The sequence below is a fragment of the Streptosporangium longisporum genome, from assembly GCF_039534895.1.
Taxonomy (GTDB): domain Bacteria; phylum Actinomycetota; class Actinomycetes; order Streptosporangiales; family Streptosporangiaceae; genus Streptosporangium; species Streptosporangium longisporum.
On the sequence record NZ_BAAAWD010000013.1, the window covers coordinates 21,845 to 37,161 of the forward strand.

Here is a 15,317-nt window from a genome sequence, read left to right on the forward strand (position 1 = left end):
AGAGCTGGTGCGGCGGTGCGCCATCCCCGCGTGTAGGCCGTCGCACCTCGCCGGGGAGATCCGCACGATGGAGCGCACGTGTGGATCTCTCCGGCCCACCATCGGAAGCGTTCATGAGGTGGACATGAGATGTATCTGCTGATCAATGACAGCGCCAGAAAGCGCGCCATCATTGGTGGTCTCGCCTCCGGGCTGAGCTTCAAGGAAGCTTGCGCCAGGGCGGAGGTCAAAGAGCTGACGGCCTTGGTCTGCCGCCATAAGGATCAAGAGTTTGACCGTGCCGTCGTGGAGGCGGCCAGTCGGCACGGGAAGGTTCTACGGTCGCTGCATGTCGGGATGCCGCCGTACAAGGACAGGGAGTTACAGGCTCGCATCCTCCAAGACATCGCAACGACCGGGGCTCGGGCGGATGCGCTGGCGAAGGTGGCACAGAGGTACGGGTTCAGGGTGAGGCATTTTTGGATCTGGGGAAGGATGGATGATCTTTGGCGTGGCCGGATCAATCGGCTGTTAATGAGCGTCCGAGATCCGAACCTGCCCCACGGGACGTCCCCCGCGTACCGCAAGCACAAGTGCCGGTGTCCTCCGTGCCGGTCACTGACGCTTACCAAAGAGAAGCGGCGGCAGGTGCTTGCCGAGTACCAGGCGTAGGACGTAGCAAAGCCGGGCTCTCCATAGGGAGGGTCCGGCTTTGTCGTGTCATGAGCAGCGATCAAGATCAACTAGGTGAGTCCGCGGTGCCTTTCAAGATCACGGAGCGGAGCGGGCCGGCGCCAATCCAAAGGACCCCGAAGGGGCCGCGTAGCGGTTGGGGCCTGCCAGTCGAAGCGGCCTCACGTCGGGTGTTGGCATGACGGAGTCGGTACGTCTTATGGATGACGTACCGCGCGGGTGTACGTCATCGCGGAGTCCTGGGTCTGGGGCGGCTGCGCGTCCCCGGTCGGCGGGTGCGGTCGGTGCGGCGGGTGGCTGGTGCGGCGGGCGGCGGGGTCTGACCGTTCCCGCTGGGCGGGCGCGGGGCGGGACCGGCGGCCACGCCGCATGCCCGGTCCCGATGTCTGCCCGGCGGGGGCGGTCACGCCCCGCCGGGCGGCGGCGCGGAGCGCTGCCGCCCCGCTTGATACTGATAAGAACAATTCGGCAATGTAGGGGCGCATCCCCAACCAACACGTATTTCCATGTGCTGGTGTAGGTATGGAGTACATCCCCTGTCCTGTGAGAGCTAGAACTTCGTGGTGGAGTCAGTGATCGCCACTTCCCGAATCTTGTCTGGGGTTATCCCTCTGACTCTGGCCAAGTTTGCGCCGATCAGGTTCGCACCGGTCAAGTTTGCGCCGGTCAAGTTGGCATCGGTTAGGTTCGCATCGGTCAACTGCGCTCCGCGCAGGTTGGCAGCAGCCAGGTTTGCGTAGCGCAAAGACGCTTTCTTCAAGTTCGCTTCTATCAGATTAACTTTGGTCAGATTTGCGTAGTTCAGGTACGCAGAGGTTAAGTCCGCACCGGCTAGGTATGCGCCGGTAAGATTAACGTCGATCAGATCAGCGCCACTCAGGTTTGTATAGATCATGTATGCTCCGCTCAAATTCGCGCGGCGCAGGTACGCGTTAGTTAAGTTAGCCTCCGTCAAACTCACACCGGACAGATTCACGCGAGACAGGAGAGCTTTGGGTAAGCGCACTTGAGAAAAGTCGGATGGTATGTCGTAGATAGTCGTGAGCATGGGCACGCTGGCGAGGGCTGCGTAGACGTCGGTAGCTAACCGCACTGAAGACGTTCTACTAAGGTCTTCAATCAACTTTTCTTTGCACTGCTTTGGCGGTTTCTTGATTGAACAAAGGTCATGGTTTCGGACAAACGCAACAAGGACATCGCGGATGGTGACGCGGTCGCGAGGGGAGTCGATGGCGATGCGCCGAAGCGCGTAAATAGCACCAAGTCGTACATCGACGGCAGGCGAGCCGAGTTGTTCAACGGCTTTGGTGTACCGGTCAGTGATCTGTCCTTCTTGGGTCGCTCTGAGGGTTTGAGAGGTATAGCTGAATCCATAAGCGGTGAGTACGATGCTCAGTAGGACACCAGCTGAGGTAACGAATGTGGTCAGTGTTTGAAGGGGGCGTTGATGACGGGCATCTAAGAGTTCTTGGCGTTCCTTGGGGGAGAGAGCATCGAGCTCGGCCTGACTGGGCGGGGTGATAGGTGAGTGGCGGCCCAAAATGCGGTCGAACCACGGGGTTGCGGGTGGCTGGGGTGATAGCGCGGGCGGCTCGTTGCCCTTTGGGACAGAAGGGCGGCGCGACAGGTTGGTGAAGGTGCGGGTGACCCGCCGTTGAGGGTGTGAAGTGGGCACGGTTCAACGGTAGGGACCAAACGGCCAGTAGTCATAAGAACCGATTAACTGACCGTGTCTGCTTTATTCTCATATAAGTGCAGTTCAATAATGCGGTGCTCAAAACGTGGTGTTGGCATCGGTGACGGCCTGGTCCCTGATCTGATCCGCTGTGATGCCTTTGGCGCCGGTGAGGTCCGTGCCGGCCAGGATCGTTCCGCCTAGGTCTGCGCCAGTGAGGTTGGCGCCGCTGAGATGTGCGCGGTCTAGGCTTACGCCGGTCAGGTCGGCTCGGGTCAGGTTCGCGTCGATCATGCTGGACCTTAATAAAAAATTAATTCGGCAGTACACATCACTTCTGGATGTCGTGACCGATGGGTGTCAACAACAGATTTCTGCCTCGTTAATCAGGCCGGCCTGTCGCAGCGTTCAATGCGTACACCTTGCCGTTGTTACTGCCGATGTAGACGGTGTCACCAATCACCGCCGGGCTAGAGTTAACGTCGTCGCTGGCGGTGTGGGTCCAGCGTTTGGTGCCGTTGACGGTGTTCAGCGCGTATACGTTGCCGTCGCTGCTGCCGACGTAGACGGTGTTATCGACCACCGCCGGACTGGAGACGACGGCGCTGCCGGTGGTGTGGGTCCAGCGTTTGGTGCCGTCGGTGGTGTTCAGCGCGTACACCTTGCCATCGCGGCTGCCGACGTAGACGGCGTTACCGACCACTATCGGACTGGAGTCAACGGCGCTGCCGGTGGTGTGGGTCCAGCGTTTGGTGCCGTCGGTGGTGTTCAGCGCGTACACCTTGCCATCGCGGCTGCCGACGTAGACGGCGTTATCGACCACCGCCGGACTGGAGAAAACCTCGGCGCCGGTGGTGTGGGTCCAGCGTTTGGTGCCGTCGGTGGTGTTTAGCGCGTATACGTTGCCGTCGCTGCTGCCGACGTAGACGGTGTTATCGACCACCGCCGGGCTGGATTCGACGGCGCTGCCGGTGGTGTGGGTCCAGCGTTTGATGCCATTGACGGCATTTAGCGCGTACACGTTGCCATCGCGGCTGCCGACGTAGACGGTGTTATCGACCACCGCCGGACTGGAGACAACGGCGCTGCCGGTGGTGTGGGTCCAGCGTTTGGTGCCGTCAGCGGTGTTCAGCGCGTACACCTTGCCATCGCGGCTGCCGACGTAGACGGCGTTACCGACCACTATCGGACTGGAGTCAACGTCACTGCCGGTGGTGTGGGTCCAGCGTTTGGTGCCGTCGGTGGTGTTCAGCGCGTACACGTTGCCGTCGCTGCTGCCGACGTAGACGGTGTTATCGACCACCGCCGGACTGGAGAAGACCCCGGCGCGGGTGGTGTAGATCCACCCGGTGTGGCGGGATGGTGTGCTGGCTGGCTTGTGTGACTGCTCAGGGTGTTGGGAGGCGTGTGGTTGGTCTGTGCGCTGGAAGATTTGCGGCAGCAAGCTCGCGAGGAGTAAAGCACCGATGGCGACCACGGCCGCGCTGGCGATCAGCATCCTTGGTGGACGGCTTGTCGACGGCTGAGGCGGGAGGATGGTCATATCGAGTTGGTCGATGGTGACTGCGCTCTTGGCGAGGTCATCGTGGGCTCGATCTAGAGTGCTGGTCTCTTGTTGAAGCATCTGGTCGACATGGCGCAAAATCTGGTCAGCGACCCGTTGGTCAGTTTCTCCCATGAGTGGTTGGGGACCGGTGATTGGTTCGGGGCTGGTAGGAGCCATAGGTGTGGGGACTGAGATGGCTGTTAGGTTGGCGAGGCGACGGGCGAGATCTTCGGCTTGCGCACGCGCCTGTTGATGAAGCTGTTCGGCTTGGGTGCATCGGCCTTTAGCTTCCGCTAGCCGTTGCTCTACCCTGGCACGCAATCGTTCGGCTTTTTCCAAACGTTGTTGCGTGTCGGTCAGCTCGTTACGTAGTCGGGCGTTTTCAATTTTGAGTTGCTCCCGTTCGGCGGCGCCCATGCTTGCCAGCCTGGGGGGCGGCGACTGGTGGTCGGCGAGTTGCTGGCGGAGGACTTGGCGTTGACTGCCCAGTCTGCTTGCGGCTTGTGTGAGTCGGTTGCGCATCTCGGTGAGGCCGTCGGCTAGAGATCTTTGCCGGTCGATGGAGTGTTGGACACGGTCCATGGTTTCGGTGATGGTTTCCAGCAGCTCCGCCACCGTCGCCGGAGTGGTGTGCTCGACCTGTGGGCTTATGACCTGGTTCCGAGAGCGCACCCACCCGACCACGCTTGCCGTCACAGTCCCCATCAGGGATATCAGTCCGGCGATATTGGCTGCGGTCTCCAAGCCTAAGGCGCGCAGGAAAAACCACAGCCCTAGCGCCAACACGCAAAGCGCTAGTCCAGCGACTATCCATGGCTGCCTGTGCCACCATCGCCGGTTGTGTTCCTGCTGCCCACCCATGGTTCTTATTGTGGTGCCGCCTCATGGTGAGGCATACGTTGCACGTCAAGGTCGTAACCGGATCTCCACAAGCGTTGCCCGACATATACCGCCTTGAGAGCAATGTCCATTCTCTATAGCTTTGGCCGCAATTAGGTAGTATGACAAATGATTAGAACTTGGTATCGGCATCGGTGAATGCCTGGTTCCTGACCTGATCCGCCGTGATGCCTTTGACTCCAGTCAGGATCGCGCCGGTGAGATCCGCATCGGTCAGGATCGCCCCGCCTAGGTCTGCACCGGTTAGGTTGGCGCCGGTGAGATTCGCATGGTCCAGGCTTACGCCGGTCAGGTCCGCGCCGGTCAGATTCGCATCGCTGAGGTTTGTCCTGGGCAGGACTGCGCGGGTGAGGTCTGCGTCTTTCAGGTCCGCGCCGGTGAGGTCTGCGCCGGTGAGATCGGCGTGGGCTAGGTCGGCGTGGTTTAGGTCCGCGTGGATCAGTTTTGCGCCGGTGAGGGTGGCGCCGCCGAAATTCGCGTGGGCGCAGTGCGCTTTGATGAGGGTCGCATTGGTCAGATTCGCATCGATCATGCTCGCGCGCGTTAGTGTCGCCTGCCCTAGCTTCGCGTTGATCGCAGTCGCACCGAACAGGTTCGTATTGCTCAGGTCCGCATAGCTCAGGTGTGTGTTCGTCAGGTTCGCGCGGAACATGCTCGTTCCGGTCAGCTTCGCGTTTTCCATCCATGATCGGCTGAGGTTCGCGCCGCTGAGATCGGCGCCGTTGAAGTTAGCGCCGTTGAAGTTGGCGTCACTGAGGTTCGCTTCAGCCAGGATCGCGGTGGGGAACCGCACCTGGGACAAGTCAGCCGGTGCTGTGTCACCGGGCGGTTTGAGGGCTGGTGCGATGGTAAGGGCTGCGCGGACATCGGCGGCCAGTGGTGTTGTGTGCGGTGTCGCCGATAGCTTGACCGGCTTGTTGTCGCACTCTTTCGGCGGCTGCGCTGAGCAAAGGTCGTGGTTGCGGACGAACGCGGTAAGGACGTTGCGGATGGCAAGGCGGTCGCGTGGAGAGTCGTCGGCGACGCGCTGTAAGGCGTAGATGGCGCCGAGTCGAACTTCACTGACAGGTGAGCCGAGTTGTTCGACGCCCTTGGTGTAGCGGTCGGCGGTCTGCTGCTCCCGGGTGGTTTTGAGGTTGTGGACGACGCCCAACAGCACACCGGCCGAAGCAAGGACAATGACCGCTGTGCGAAACCGGCGGTGGCGGCGGGCGTCGATCAGGTCTTGGCGTTCCTTGGCGGTGAGGGCATCGAGATCATGAACAGGCGGGCGGCGGCGCAGAATGCGGTTCACCCATGGCGCTAATCGGGCGGGTGTTTTGTTGTCATGTGGGGGCGAAGTGGACATGCTCCAAAGATAGATCAAACGACCGTTTCGGATGTGGTGTGACGTGCATCACATGACAATCCCATACTAGTAGGGGATTGTGTGCGTCGCTGGTGAGGGCGACACCTTTTGTTACTGATGAGTTGCATATCGGCCATGAGGACGGCTACGGCACTTATGGGTGTCCGTAATCGTAGTCGGTACGCCGTGGGAGGAACCGGCGATAAGGCGCGGCCGTTGGATCATTCACACGTCACCGAACAAGGGAGTTGCAATTGGCACTACAGGGAGGACGTATCCCTGTACGGTTCGAAGATCTTTTCCCGTATGGCTGTTTCGCCTCGGGGGAAGTGACAGCGGTTGCGGACTTTGAGGCGTCTACGCCTACTCGGAAGGTCCAGCAACGCGACAAGGAGACGGGGCTGCCGATGTGGGCGGTCTCGGTGCTGGATGCGGACCCTGCCGCGCGGGCCGCGAACAAGTCCATGCAGTTCAAGATCGCTGCGGCGGACATGCCGGTACTGCCTGAGCTGCCTGCGGAGCTGGCGGCGGTCGGTGTCCCGTTCGTGCCCCTGGTGCTGGAGGGGCTGACGATCACGCCATGGCTTGACGGCGCCAAAATCGCACTGTCGTATCGTGCGACGGGTATCCGCCCGGTCCCGATGCCGGTAAAGGCTCCAAAGGGACGCGACCCCATTACCCCCTAAGCGGGTAAGGCGGGGGCCGCCGCGATGAATGGGCGTCCCCCGCCCTATCGGCTCTTTCGTTCTGCGGCCTGTCCGCATTTCTCAACGACGATAGGAGGGGTTGTTTTGCTGCGCCGATTACCGGGCTCGGAAGAGGTGGGGTTGGTCTCGACCACGCCTGAGACGGCGGTGGTGTTCGCGCCGACCGTGGTCCGCACTCCGGCCATTGTGACGCTGTTGATCATGCTGTGGCGTCTGGTGGTGGGGGTGGTGCATCTGGTGGTGCGTCACCCGGTGGCCTGCTCGCTGGTGGCGCTGGTCTCGGGGATGGTCTACGCACTCGGGGTGCGGCTGGCGTCGATCATCGTGGTGGCGCTGCTCTGCGCGGTCAGCACGTGGGCGGGGTTGTGGCCCGTGCCGGGCATGCGGGTGATCGGCTGGCCGCTGGTGGCCTGGTGGCGGTGGATGTGGGTGTACCGGCGCCGGTGGGGTTCGGTGCTGGCGGTGACGGGGCTGCGCCGGTCGATCAACGGACGCACCTACACGCCGGACCTGCTGCGGGTGACCTGCTCATCGTGGGCCGATGTGGTGACGGTGCGGATGCTGGCGGGCCAGTCGGATGAGGACTGGGCGGCGCGGGCGCCCAACCTCGCTCACGGCTTCGGCTCGCCCTGGTGCCGGATCTCGTCGCCTCGCCCGGGATGGCTGATGCTGACCTTCCCCCGGTATGACCCGTTGGCCAAGGTGTTGCGGGCGCGGCCGATCCCGAACCGGCCGGTGGTGGGCACGGTGAACATCGGCTTGTGTGAGGACGGCACGCCCTACCGTCTCAAGGTGCACGGCACGCACGTGTTGATCGCGGGGGCAACGGGCGCGGGTAAGGGCTCATGGCTGTGGGGCACGGTGCGGGGGCTGCTGCCCGCGATGGATGTGGGGCTGGCTCAGGTGTGGGGGCTGGACCCCAAACGCATGGAACTGTCCTTCGGCAAGGACCTGTTCAACGAGTACGCCGCAACTCCACTGGAGTGTGCGGAGCTGCTGGAGCGCGCCGTAGAGGTGATGCAGGAACGGGCGGACCGCTACGCCGGGGTGCGGCGCTCGCACGTGCCGACCATCGAAGATCCGTTCATTCTCGTCATGGTCGATGAGGTGGCGTTCCTGACCGCCTATCAGCCGGACAAGGGTCTGAAGCTGCGGATCATGGCGGCGTTGGCGACGCTGACCACGCAAGGCCGGGCGGTCGGCGTCGGGGTGATGGCCGCGTTGCAGGACCCGCGCAAAGAGGTCATGAATATCCGCAACCTGTTCCCCGACAAGATCGCGCTTCGCCTGGATGAGGCCGAACAGGTGGACATGGTGCTTGGCGACGGCGCGCGGGACCGGGGAGCACTGGCCGACCAGATCCCCCGTGATCGGGACGACCCAAGCGTCGGTGCGGGGGTGGCGTTCGTGCGGTTGGAGACCTCGCCGGAGCCGTTGCGGGTGCGGGCGGCCTACGTCAGTGACGACGACATCAAGAACATGATCATGCGGTACTCGGACGTACGGGAGGCGTGGCGCTGATGGGGCTGAGTGGATACCTGGCTGAGATGGGCTGCATGACCTGCGGGGCGGTCGGTTACATCTTCGTGGATGTGCTGCGCGGGCTGGCCGAGTGCGGGGCGTGCGGACATCAAGCGATCTTCTACCCGATGGAGGTTGAGCGTCCGACGCCGGACGGGGCGGAGATGGCGGGCGAGTACGACCCGTACGAGGGGTGGGCGCTCTGACGGAGGTCGGACAGTCCACGGGGATGGTGTCGCGGGCGCTACGGATGGCGCAGACGCTCGCGACAGAGGTCGTCGAACAGATCGCGGTTGAGAACGGGGTGTGTCTGTACCCGATCCCGATGCGGGTGACCGACACGCGCAGCAGTGCGGCAGAGATCGTGCACCTGCCGTGCGGGGCGACGCTGGAGAGCAAGTGTCCGCCCTGTGCTCGGCGGGCGCGGGCTCTGCGGGCGGTTCAGTGCCGTCAGGGCTGGCACCTGGAGTCTGAGCCGGTGCGGGATCCGGCGGCGGCCACCGACGAACAGCGGCACCTGGTGATGGTGCGGGCGCAGTGGGAGGGCTGGCGCGCTGAGGCGGCGGCGCTGGGTGAGTCAACCGATGCGATCGACCAGGCGATTGCTGACCTGGATGCGGCTATCGAAGCGACGGGGCTTCGGGGTGATGTGCGGGGGCGCGCGGGGGCGGTCTCTCGTAAGCGCTCGACGCGGCGGCGTCAGGATGCGCCGGATCTGCCTCGGCGGGTGATGCGGCGTACGACGCTGGGGCAGACCTTCACCGGGTCAGATGGGCGGGCGTTTCGACCAAGCATGTTCATCACGCTGACGCTGCCGTCCTACGGGCGGGTGCGTAACGGGGTGCCGGTCGATCCGGCGGTGTATGACTACCGGCGGGCCGCGCGGGATGCGATCCACTTCGGCCGGTTGGTCGATCGGTTCGTGCAGAACCTTCGCCGGGTCGCGGGCTTCGACGCACAGTACTTCGCGAGTGTGGAGCCGCAACGGCGCTTGGCGGTGCATCTGCACATGGCGGTGCGAGGCACGGTCTCACGGGCGGACCTACGGCAGATCGTCGCAGCGACCTACCACCAAGTGTGGTGGCCCTCATGCGATGAGGTGCGCTTCTCCGGTGATCGCCTGCCGGCGTGGGTGGCCAGTAACGGCGATGCCCTGGATGGTGATCTGGAAGGCGCCGGGGCGTATGTGGATCCCTCCACGGGTGAGGTGCTGCCTTCGTGGGGTGAGGCGTTGGATCGCCTGGATGCCGATGAGGAAGCCGTCCCGCTGCACGTGGTCCGGTTCGGTGACCAGATGGACATGCAAGGCGTCTTGGCCGGAACCTCGGATGCCGATCAGCGGATTCGCTACCTGGCCAAGTATCTGACCAAGAGTCTGGGCGGGGGTATCGGGCCGGAGGATCACGATCGGGCGGCGCATGCGGCGCGGCTGGTGGAAGCGCTGCGTTATGAGCCGTGCTCGCCTCGGTGCGCGAACTGGCTGCGCTATGGGGTGCAGCCGAAGGACGCAAAGCCGGGCATGGTCCCGGGCCGGTGTCGGGGCAAGGCGCACAAGCCCGAACACCTGGGCTATGGCGGGCGGCGGGTGCTGGCCTCGCGCAAGTGGTCGGGCAAGTCCTTGCGTGAGCACCGCCACGAGCGGCGGGCCTGGGTGCTGGAAGTGCTGGGCCTGGCCGAGAGAGGCGACGCAGAGCGGGAGGCGGGCCGCTACCTGTGGCGCCCCATCCGGGCCGGGGATACCTCGCTGCCGACACGGCGGGGGCGGTTGCTGCGGGAGGTGGCGCGGGCGCAAGCCTGGCGGGCGCATCTGGCCGACCTACAAGCGCGGGCGAAGATCGACCCGCCTCCTGAGGCTGAGGAATGCCTCTCTAAACAGGAAATGGTGATGTCCTGTTAGGCGGGTGAAATAAGCGCGCTAAAGCGATAGACAGGAACACACGGACTTCGGAAGGAAGGTTAGCGAATGGGATTCGACTTCGACGGGTTCATAGGTAGCTTTTCGTGGTTTCACTGGGGCATGTTCATCCTGTGTGGGCTGATCATGATCGTCAGCGTGATCAGGGAAGGCATAGAGCGCTGGCGTGACTGGAAGTGGCGCAAGCGGAAGGGATTGTCGAAGCTGTCGAACTCGGACGTGCGGGAGCTGCTGGAGGAACAGCAGGCCAGGCGGGCGTGGGATGACAGGCACAGTCGCTATGACCGTCCGACCAGCTACTAGAGGGGGCGGGAAGAAAAAAGGGGGGCGAGAGTAGATGGCCGGTCATGGCGTAGGGGCTGGGGTGGTCGTTATCGGCCTGGTCGTGACCTGGGTCTTTTTCCTGGCGTTCTTGTGTACGCCGGGCGCATGGAGAAGCCCTGATGAAAATCGCCGGATCGCTCAAGCCGAGAAAGAGCGGGAGCGGGCGCGGTGGTTGGAGCGTCGCAGACCGTTGGGCGGGTCGGTCCAGCGGTACACGATCGGCGTTCACTGCGTTACCGGGGTGACGTCGGAGGTGTTTCACGGGACCTGGGATGAGGTCAGTGCGCATGCGGCGCGGCGGTCGGAGCCTTCGGGGGCGGAGGTGTACGTGATCGCGCGGGGGCCAACCGGGCGGAGGTGACGTGGACCTGGCGGGGCGGCGTGCGGGTGGGCGGACCGGTGGGCGATACCCCTCGGCGTACTTACCGGCGATAGCGGCGACCCATTGCGGCGGGCGCACATCGATGTCAGGCAGAAGGGACGGGGTTCATGGCGGGTGATTGGGGTGTGGCGGTGATCATCGCAGTGTCGGCGCTGGTGGTGTGGACGCTGTTGATGTGGTGGAGGCATCGGCGTGTGCGGGATGAGCGGATCCGGCGTATGCAGCAACGGCGTCCGGGGCCGGTCTTGCCGTTGGCGGATCATCGTCTGCCGTCGCAGACCGGGACGGCGTGGCCGGTGCGGACGTACCTCGTCGGGGTGATCAACGCTGAGGAGGAACCGCAAGAGGTTCAAGAGTGGCGGGTGTCGTGGCCGCAAGCGCGTGACTGGGCGGTGGAGAAGTCCAAGCGGGCCGACGTCCGTGAAGCGTGGGTGATCTTCGATGATGAGGCCGGGCGGTCTTCGACGGTGTGGGCCTGGCAGGACGGGCGCGGGGTGAGTAGGCAGGCGTACCCGTGGCGGTGGAAGTCGCGGATCGAGTCATAGCCAACGGCAGGTATCTGATCACGACAGCGGTGGCTGCGCCTGATAGATCGGGGGGCAAGTGGTCATGCGCGCCAAGCGGGCGGGCGAAGCACCGATAACGCCTGGGTGGGTGGGCGGGTTGGCGCGGAAAGTGGGCACACCAAACTCCCCGGCTACAGAAAGTAGTCAGGGGTGCATTAGGTACATACGGCGAGTAGCGACAGGGAGGGGTCTGCGGCGGGTAGGGCGCGGTCAACGACACGCGGAGGTAAGAGGACCGACGGTGAAGACGGCGAGTACGCGGAGTTCATCAGGGCCATGGTGGATGGCTGGCCTCCGCTGACCGATAGGCAGCGTGATCGCCTGGCGCTGCTGCTGAGAACAACGCGATAGCGTAGAACGCAAGGGGCCACCCCCGCTGAGCATCAATCAGCGGGGGCGGCCTCGTCGTTCGTCACCTATTCGGAACGATCTTCACACGTTCGTGAACGGGCGGCCGGTTTCCCTTGCCGGCGGGCAGCAAGGTGATTGTCACCAACAGTCGGATGATCTCACGCTTGCGGCCTAGTGTGAGCTGCTTCCAAGTGCTTTCCGCGTCATCAGAGGTCACGAACTCCTGTAGCGGGTGCTCCGCCGTGCCGTCTTTGATCTCAGCGTTGATCTCGGTGCGCCGCTTATCGATCTCCGCCTGTGCGACTTCCGCCAGGGTAAGACTGATCTTCTTCCTCGCCAGCGACAGGCCGATCTCTTTCTCTTGAATGTCCAACAGAGTGAGTTCTTCGCGTAGGGCGGTCACATCCACGCTGATCCGCTGTGGCAACAGGCCGGCGATATCTTCACGTGACAGTCGTGCGATCATGACGCGCTCCACGTAGGCGTCCACCCCCTCCGCCGGGTGCAAACAATGCCCCTTGTCCCTGCACTGATAGATGTGCGTGCCGTAAGAGTTCTTGCGTACGGTCTCAGTGACCGGGCTACCGTCTGGGTTGCGACGCTCGGCCTTCTTGCAGCTACCGCACCGGTAGATCAGCGAACCTAGCCATTTGGGCGTGTTACCGGGGCTGGTCTTGCGCGTCGGGTCGGCGAACATCGTGATTAATGCCTGTCGCTCATCCTCGGTGATGATCGGCGGGTAGGCGTTGCGCTTCACGATCTCCCCTTGGTAGACCGAATGTCCGGCCGTACGGGGGTTGGTCACGATCTGTTGAATGGTCCGGGAACCCCATCCCTTGTGTTTGACCTCCAGGCCGTCCCTGCGCAACGTCCGTTCATCCTTCTGAGCCACCGTGAGTACCCCCCGCGCGGCAAGGTCGGCTAGGACCTGCCTCGTAGAAATCCCGGCTAGAAGATCCGTTTTCCATCGCCGGATCTCCTCGGCCTCCTCGGTGTTGTGCTGGCTCATGTCCAGTACCGGCACGTCTCGGTACTCGCGCGTCTCGGGTGAGTCCTTAGGGTTCAGGCAGACACGGCGGGTTCGGCCGGTGTCCACCCCCCATCCGTAGGGGCGTACTCCTCCGCCGTAGGCGCCGGTGCGGGCCTGCCTCTTGCGGGCGAGTACCACGCGTTCCCCCCGGTGCTCGCTCTCTTCTTGCGCGGTTACGGTGTCGCGCAACAGGTCGGCTCGCCCGGACGCTCGGGTCAACATGTACTCTCCGCCGCGCTTCACGGAGAACAAGCGGACCTTGTACTCAAGGGCAAGTTTGATGAATCGGGTGACCTCCTCGACGTTGCGGTGTAGCCGGTTGGCGTGCCAAATGATGATCACACCGACAGTGCCCGCATAGATGTCTTCGATTAGCCGTTCGTAGTCAGGGCGCGGGGCGAACGTGCCGTCAGGGCGCGCTTTGGCTGATCGGTCGTTGTCGGTGTATCTGGCCTCGATCGGAAAACCGATCTCCTCGCCGAACTCCTCGTTCTCGATGTGCTGGCTCTCGGCTCCGACTCCGGCGCCGCTCTTGTCGCTGCTGATTCGGGCATAATCGGCGTTGATCTTCAATTTTCCTGCCACTTCGGTTGATTACTGGATATATTCCCCAATCTATTAGTCGGCAAGTCCACGACCATGCGCATGATCCTCGGGCTCGACCGGCCGTCCGGCGGCTCGGCGCTCGTGGACGGGCGGCCCTACCACGAGCTGCGGCACCCGCTGCGCAAGGTCGGCGTGCTGCTGGACGCCAAGGCCGTGCAGGGTGGACGCAGCGCGCGCGACCACCTGCTGGCCATCGCCCAGAGCAACGGCATCCCCGCGACCCGGGTGAACGAGGCGCTGGAGACCACGGGCCTGCAGGAGGTGGCCAGGCGCAGGGTCGGCGGCTTCTCGCTGGGCATGTCGCAGCGGCTCGGCATCGCCGCGGCGCTGCTCGGCGACCCGGAGATCCTGATCTTCGATGAGCCGGTCAACGGCCTCGACCCCGACGGCATCCTGTGGATCCGCACGCTCATGCGCGATCTGGCCGCCGAGGGGCGCACGGTGTTCGTCTCCAGCCACCTCATGAGCGAGATGGCCCAGACCGCCGACCACCTGATCGTGATCGGCAAGGGCAGGCTCATCGCCGACACGAGCGTGGCGGAGTTCATCGGGCGCAGCTCACAGGGGTATGTACGGGTGCGCTCGCCCCGGCTGGCCGAGGTGGCCGAGCTGATCAGGGTGGGCGAACCGCACCCGGGTCACCTGCGGGTGACCGCGATGAGCCCGCTCGAGATCGGCACGCTCACCGCGAGGGCCGCCATCCCGCTGGAGGAGCTGACGTTCGTGCAGCCCTCGCTGGAATCGGCCTACATGGAGCTCACCAAGGACAGTCTGGAGTTCACGTCATGATCGACATTTTCAGGTCCGAATGGACCAAGATCCGCTCGGTCCGCTCGACGGTGTGGACCCTGCTCGTCACCGTCGTGCTGATGACGGGCCTGTCCGCCCTCATCAACGCCGCGGCCGAGAGCGCGGCCAAGGGGCCGGTCCCGGCCGACCAGGCGATCGCGATGAGCCTGGCCGGTACGATGCTCGCCTCGCTGGCCATGGCCACCCTGGGCGTTCTGGTGATCTCCAGCGAATACCGCACCGGGGGCATCCGCACCTCGCTCATCGCCGTGCCCAGGCGCATGAGGCTGCTGACCGCCAAGATCGTGGTGTTCGCCGCGATCTCGCTGGTCGTCTGCGCGGTCGCGTCGGCCGGGGCGGTCGGCGTCGGCCTGGCGATCTCCCAGCCGCCGTCGATCGAGATGGGCGAGGTGGTGCGCTCCTCGCTCGGGGCCGCTCTCTACCTGACCGCGTGCGGGCTGCTCGGGCTGGGACTGGGCACGCTGGTCAGGCACACGCCGGGCGCGATCATGTCGGCCATCGCCCTGATCCTGGTGCTGCCCACGATGGCGAACCAGCTCCCGGGCGGGTGGGGCAGGACCGTGGCCGAGTACTTCACCACGAACGCCGGCTTGCTGATCGTGTCCGGCCTCGACAACGGCTCCCTGGGCCCGTGGAGCGGGTTCGCGGTCTACCTGGTCTGGGTGGCCGTCGTCGTGATCGCGGGCGCCGTGCTGATGCAGCGCCGCGACGCGTAGCCACCAGCCGGCCCGCCGCGTCGGCCGGCCAGGCTCCTCGGCCGCGTTCGAGCGCACCCCGGTGAGCTTCTGCCAGGCTGCCGGCCGCATCGGAGCGCACCGCGTGTGTGCGCTTCGGCGCGCCTGCAGGGGGGCGAGGTGAGTTCCCGTTCGTGTCGCGGCGACGGTTTCGCCGGTCACCTCGCACCTCGGAGCGGCGCTTGCGGTGGTCGCGTGTCGTCGGCAACGCCTGCTCTCCGACAGGTCAC

13 protein-coding genes and 1 pseudogene are annotated in these 15,317 nt (G+C 64.2%); 9 read left to right on the forward strand and 5 right to left on the reverse strand.

All coding sequences use genetic code 11. The features are described from left to right. The first annotated feature begins 129 nt into the window (after nt 1-129). Nucleotides 130-651, forward strand: coding sequence for a hypothetical protein (locus tag ABD832_RS22275; protein WP_344898504.1), 522 nt, complete (start codon nt 130-132; stop codon nt 649-651). Nucleotides 652-1,222: 571 nt separating this feature from the next. Here the strand turns inward: ABD832_RS22275 and ABD832_RS22280 are convergent. From ABD832_RS22280 to ABD832_RS22295, 4 genes are all read right to left on the reverse strand, one after another. Beyond that, nucleotides 1,223-2,347, reverse strand: coding sequence for a pentapeptide repeat-containing protein (locus tag ABD832_RS22280; protein WP_344898506.1), 1,125 nt, complete (start codon nt 2,345-2,347; stop codon nt 1,223-1,225). Between the two features lie 99 nt (nt 2,348-2,446). Then, nucleotides 2,447-2,641 (reverse strand): pentapeptide repeat-containing protein, encoded by a 195-nt coding sequence (locus ABD832_RS22285; RefSeq protein WP_344898507.1) that lies wholly within the window; start codon nt 2,639-2,641, stop codon nt 2,447-2,449. A gap of 88 nt (nt 2,642-2,729) precedes the next feature. Then, entirely contained in the window at nt 2,730-4,754 is a 2,025-nt protein-coding gene (locus ABD832_RS22290) for an outer membrane protein assembly factor BamB family protein (RefSeq protein WP_344898508.1), read from the reverse strand. A 151-nt stretch (nt 4,755-4,905) separates the two neighbouring features. After that, complete coding sequence (locus tag ABD832_RS22295) at nt 4,906-6,141, reverse strand: pentapeptide repeat-containing protein (RefSeq protein ID WP_344898509.1); 1,236 nt, start codon at nt 6,139-6,141, stop codon at nt 4,906-4,908. Between the two features lie 407 nt (nt 6,142-6,548). On the opposite strand from ABD832_RS22295, the gene ABD832_RS22300 reads away from it, so the two are divergent. From ABD832_RS22300 to ABD832_RS22325, 6 genes are all read left to right on the forward strand, one after another. Next, nucleotides 6,549-6,827, forward strand: a complete 279-nt coding sequence (locus ABD832_RS22300) for a hypothetical protein (protein ID WP_344898511.1) — start codon at nt 6,549-6,551, stop codon at nt 6,825-6,827. Nucleotides 6,828-6,962: 135 nt separating this feature from the next. Next, nucleotides 6,963-8,369 (forward strand): FtsK/SpoIIIE domain-containing protein, encoded by a 1,407-nt coding sequence (locus tag ABD832_RS22305; protein WP_344898930.1) that lies wholly within the window; start codon nt 6,963-6,965, stop codon nt 8,367-8,369. After that, nucleotides 8,369-8,575, forward strand: coding sequence for a hypothetical protein (locus tag ABD832_RS22310; protein WP_344898513.1), 207 nt, complete (start codon nt 8,369-8,371; stop codon nt 8,573-8,575). The genes ABD832_RS22305 and ABD832_RS22310 overlap by 1 nt, the downstream gene beginning before the upstream one ends. A gap of 44 nt (nt 8,576-8,619) precedes the next feature. Continuing rightward, the gene (locus tag ABD832_RS22315; RefSeq protein ID WP_344898514.1) at nt 8,620-10,266 is read left to right on the forward strand and encodes a replication initiator; all 1,647 of its coding nucleotides are present in this window, start codon (nt 8,620-8,622) and stop codon (nt 10,264-10,266) included. A gap of 66 nt (nt 10,267-10,332) precedes the next feature. Next, the gene (locus ABD832_RS22320) at nt 10,333-10,587 is read left to right on the forward strand and encodes a hypothetical protein (RefSeq protein WP_344898516.1); all 255 of its coding nucleotides are present in this window, start codon (nt 10,333-10,335) and stop codon (nt 10,585-10,587) included. A 534-nt stretch (nt 10,588-11,121) separates the two neighbouring features. Continuing rightward, nucleotides 11,122-11,535 carry a hypothetical protein gene (locus ABD832_RS22325; protein WP_344898518.1) on the forward strand — a complete coding sequence of 138 codons (414 nt, stop codon included), beginning with the start codon at nt 11,122-11,124 and terminating at the stop codon, nt 11,533-11,535. A 433-nt stretch (nt 11,536-11,968) separates the two neighbouring features. On the opposite strand, the gene ABD832_RS22330 is transcribed toward ABD832_RS22325, so the two are convergent. Further along, nucleotides 11,969-13,510 carry a recombinase family protein gene (locus ABD832_RS22330; RefSeq protein ID WP_344898520.1) on the reverse strand — a complete coding sequence of 514 codons (1,542 nt, stop codon included), beginning with the start codon at nt 13,508-13,510 and terminating at the stop codon, nt 11,969-11,971. 51 nt (nt 13,511-13,561) lie between these two features. On the opposite strand from ABD832_RS22330, the pseudogene ABD832_RS22335 reads away from it, so the two are divergent. After that, nucleotides 13,562-14,332 (forward strand): annotated as a pseudogene (locus ABD832_RS22335) (ATP-binding cassette domain-containing protein); the annotation flags it as partial. Beyond that, nucleotides 14,329-15,069, forward strand: coding sequence for an ABC transporter permease (locus ABD832_RS22340; RefSeq protein WP_344898522.1), 741 nt, complete (start codon nt 14,329-14,331; stop codon nt 15,067-15,069). The pseudogene ABD832_RS22335 and the gene ABD832_RS22340, both read left to right, overlap by 4 nt. Nucleotides 15,070-15,317: the final 248 nt, after the last annotated feature.

What these genes read in the sequence shown, in the direction of transcription:
- ABD832_RS22275 (WP_344898504.1), top strand. Translation starts at nt 130, where the DNA reads ATGTATCTGCTGATCAATGACAGCGCCAGAAAGCGCGCCATCATTGGT.
- ABD832_RS22285 (WP_344898507.1), bottom strand. Translation starts at nt 2,641, where the DNA reads ATGATCGACGCGAACCTGACCCGAGCCGACCTGACCGGCGTAAGCCTA.
- ABD832_RS22290 (WP_344898508.1), bottom strand. Translation starts at nt 4,754, where the DNA reads ATGGGTGGGCAGCAGGAACACAACCGGCGATGGTGGCACAGGCAGCCA.
- ABD832_RS22295 (WP_344898509.1), bottom strand. Translation starts at nt 6,141, where the DNA reads ATGTCCACTTCGCCCCCACATGACAACAAAACACCCGCCCGATTAGCG.
- ABD832_RS22300 (WP_344898511.1), top strand. Translation starts at nt 6,549, where the DNA reads ATGTGGGCGGTCTCGGTGCTGGATGCGGACCCTGCCGCGCGGGCCGCG.
- ABD832_RS22310 (WP_344898513.1), top strand. Translation starts at nt 8,369, where the DNA reads ATGGGGCTGAGTGGATACCTGGCTGAGATGGGCTGCATGACCTGCGGG.
- ABD832_RS22315 (WP_344898514.1), top strand. Translation starts at nt 8,620, where the DNA reads ATGGCGCAGACGCTCGCGACAGAGGTCGTCGAACAGATCGCGGTTGAG.
- ABD832_RS22320 (WP_344898516.1), top strand. Translation starts at nt 10,333, where the DNA reads ATGGGATTCGACTTCGACGGGTTCATAGGTAGCTTTTCGTGGTTTCAC.
- ABD832_RS22340 (WP_344898522.1), top strand. Translation starts at nt 14,329, where the DNA reads ATGATCGACATTTTCAGGTCCGAATGGACCAAGATCCGCTCGGTCCGC.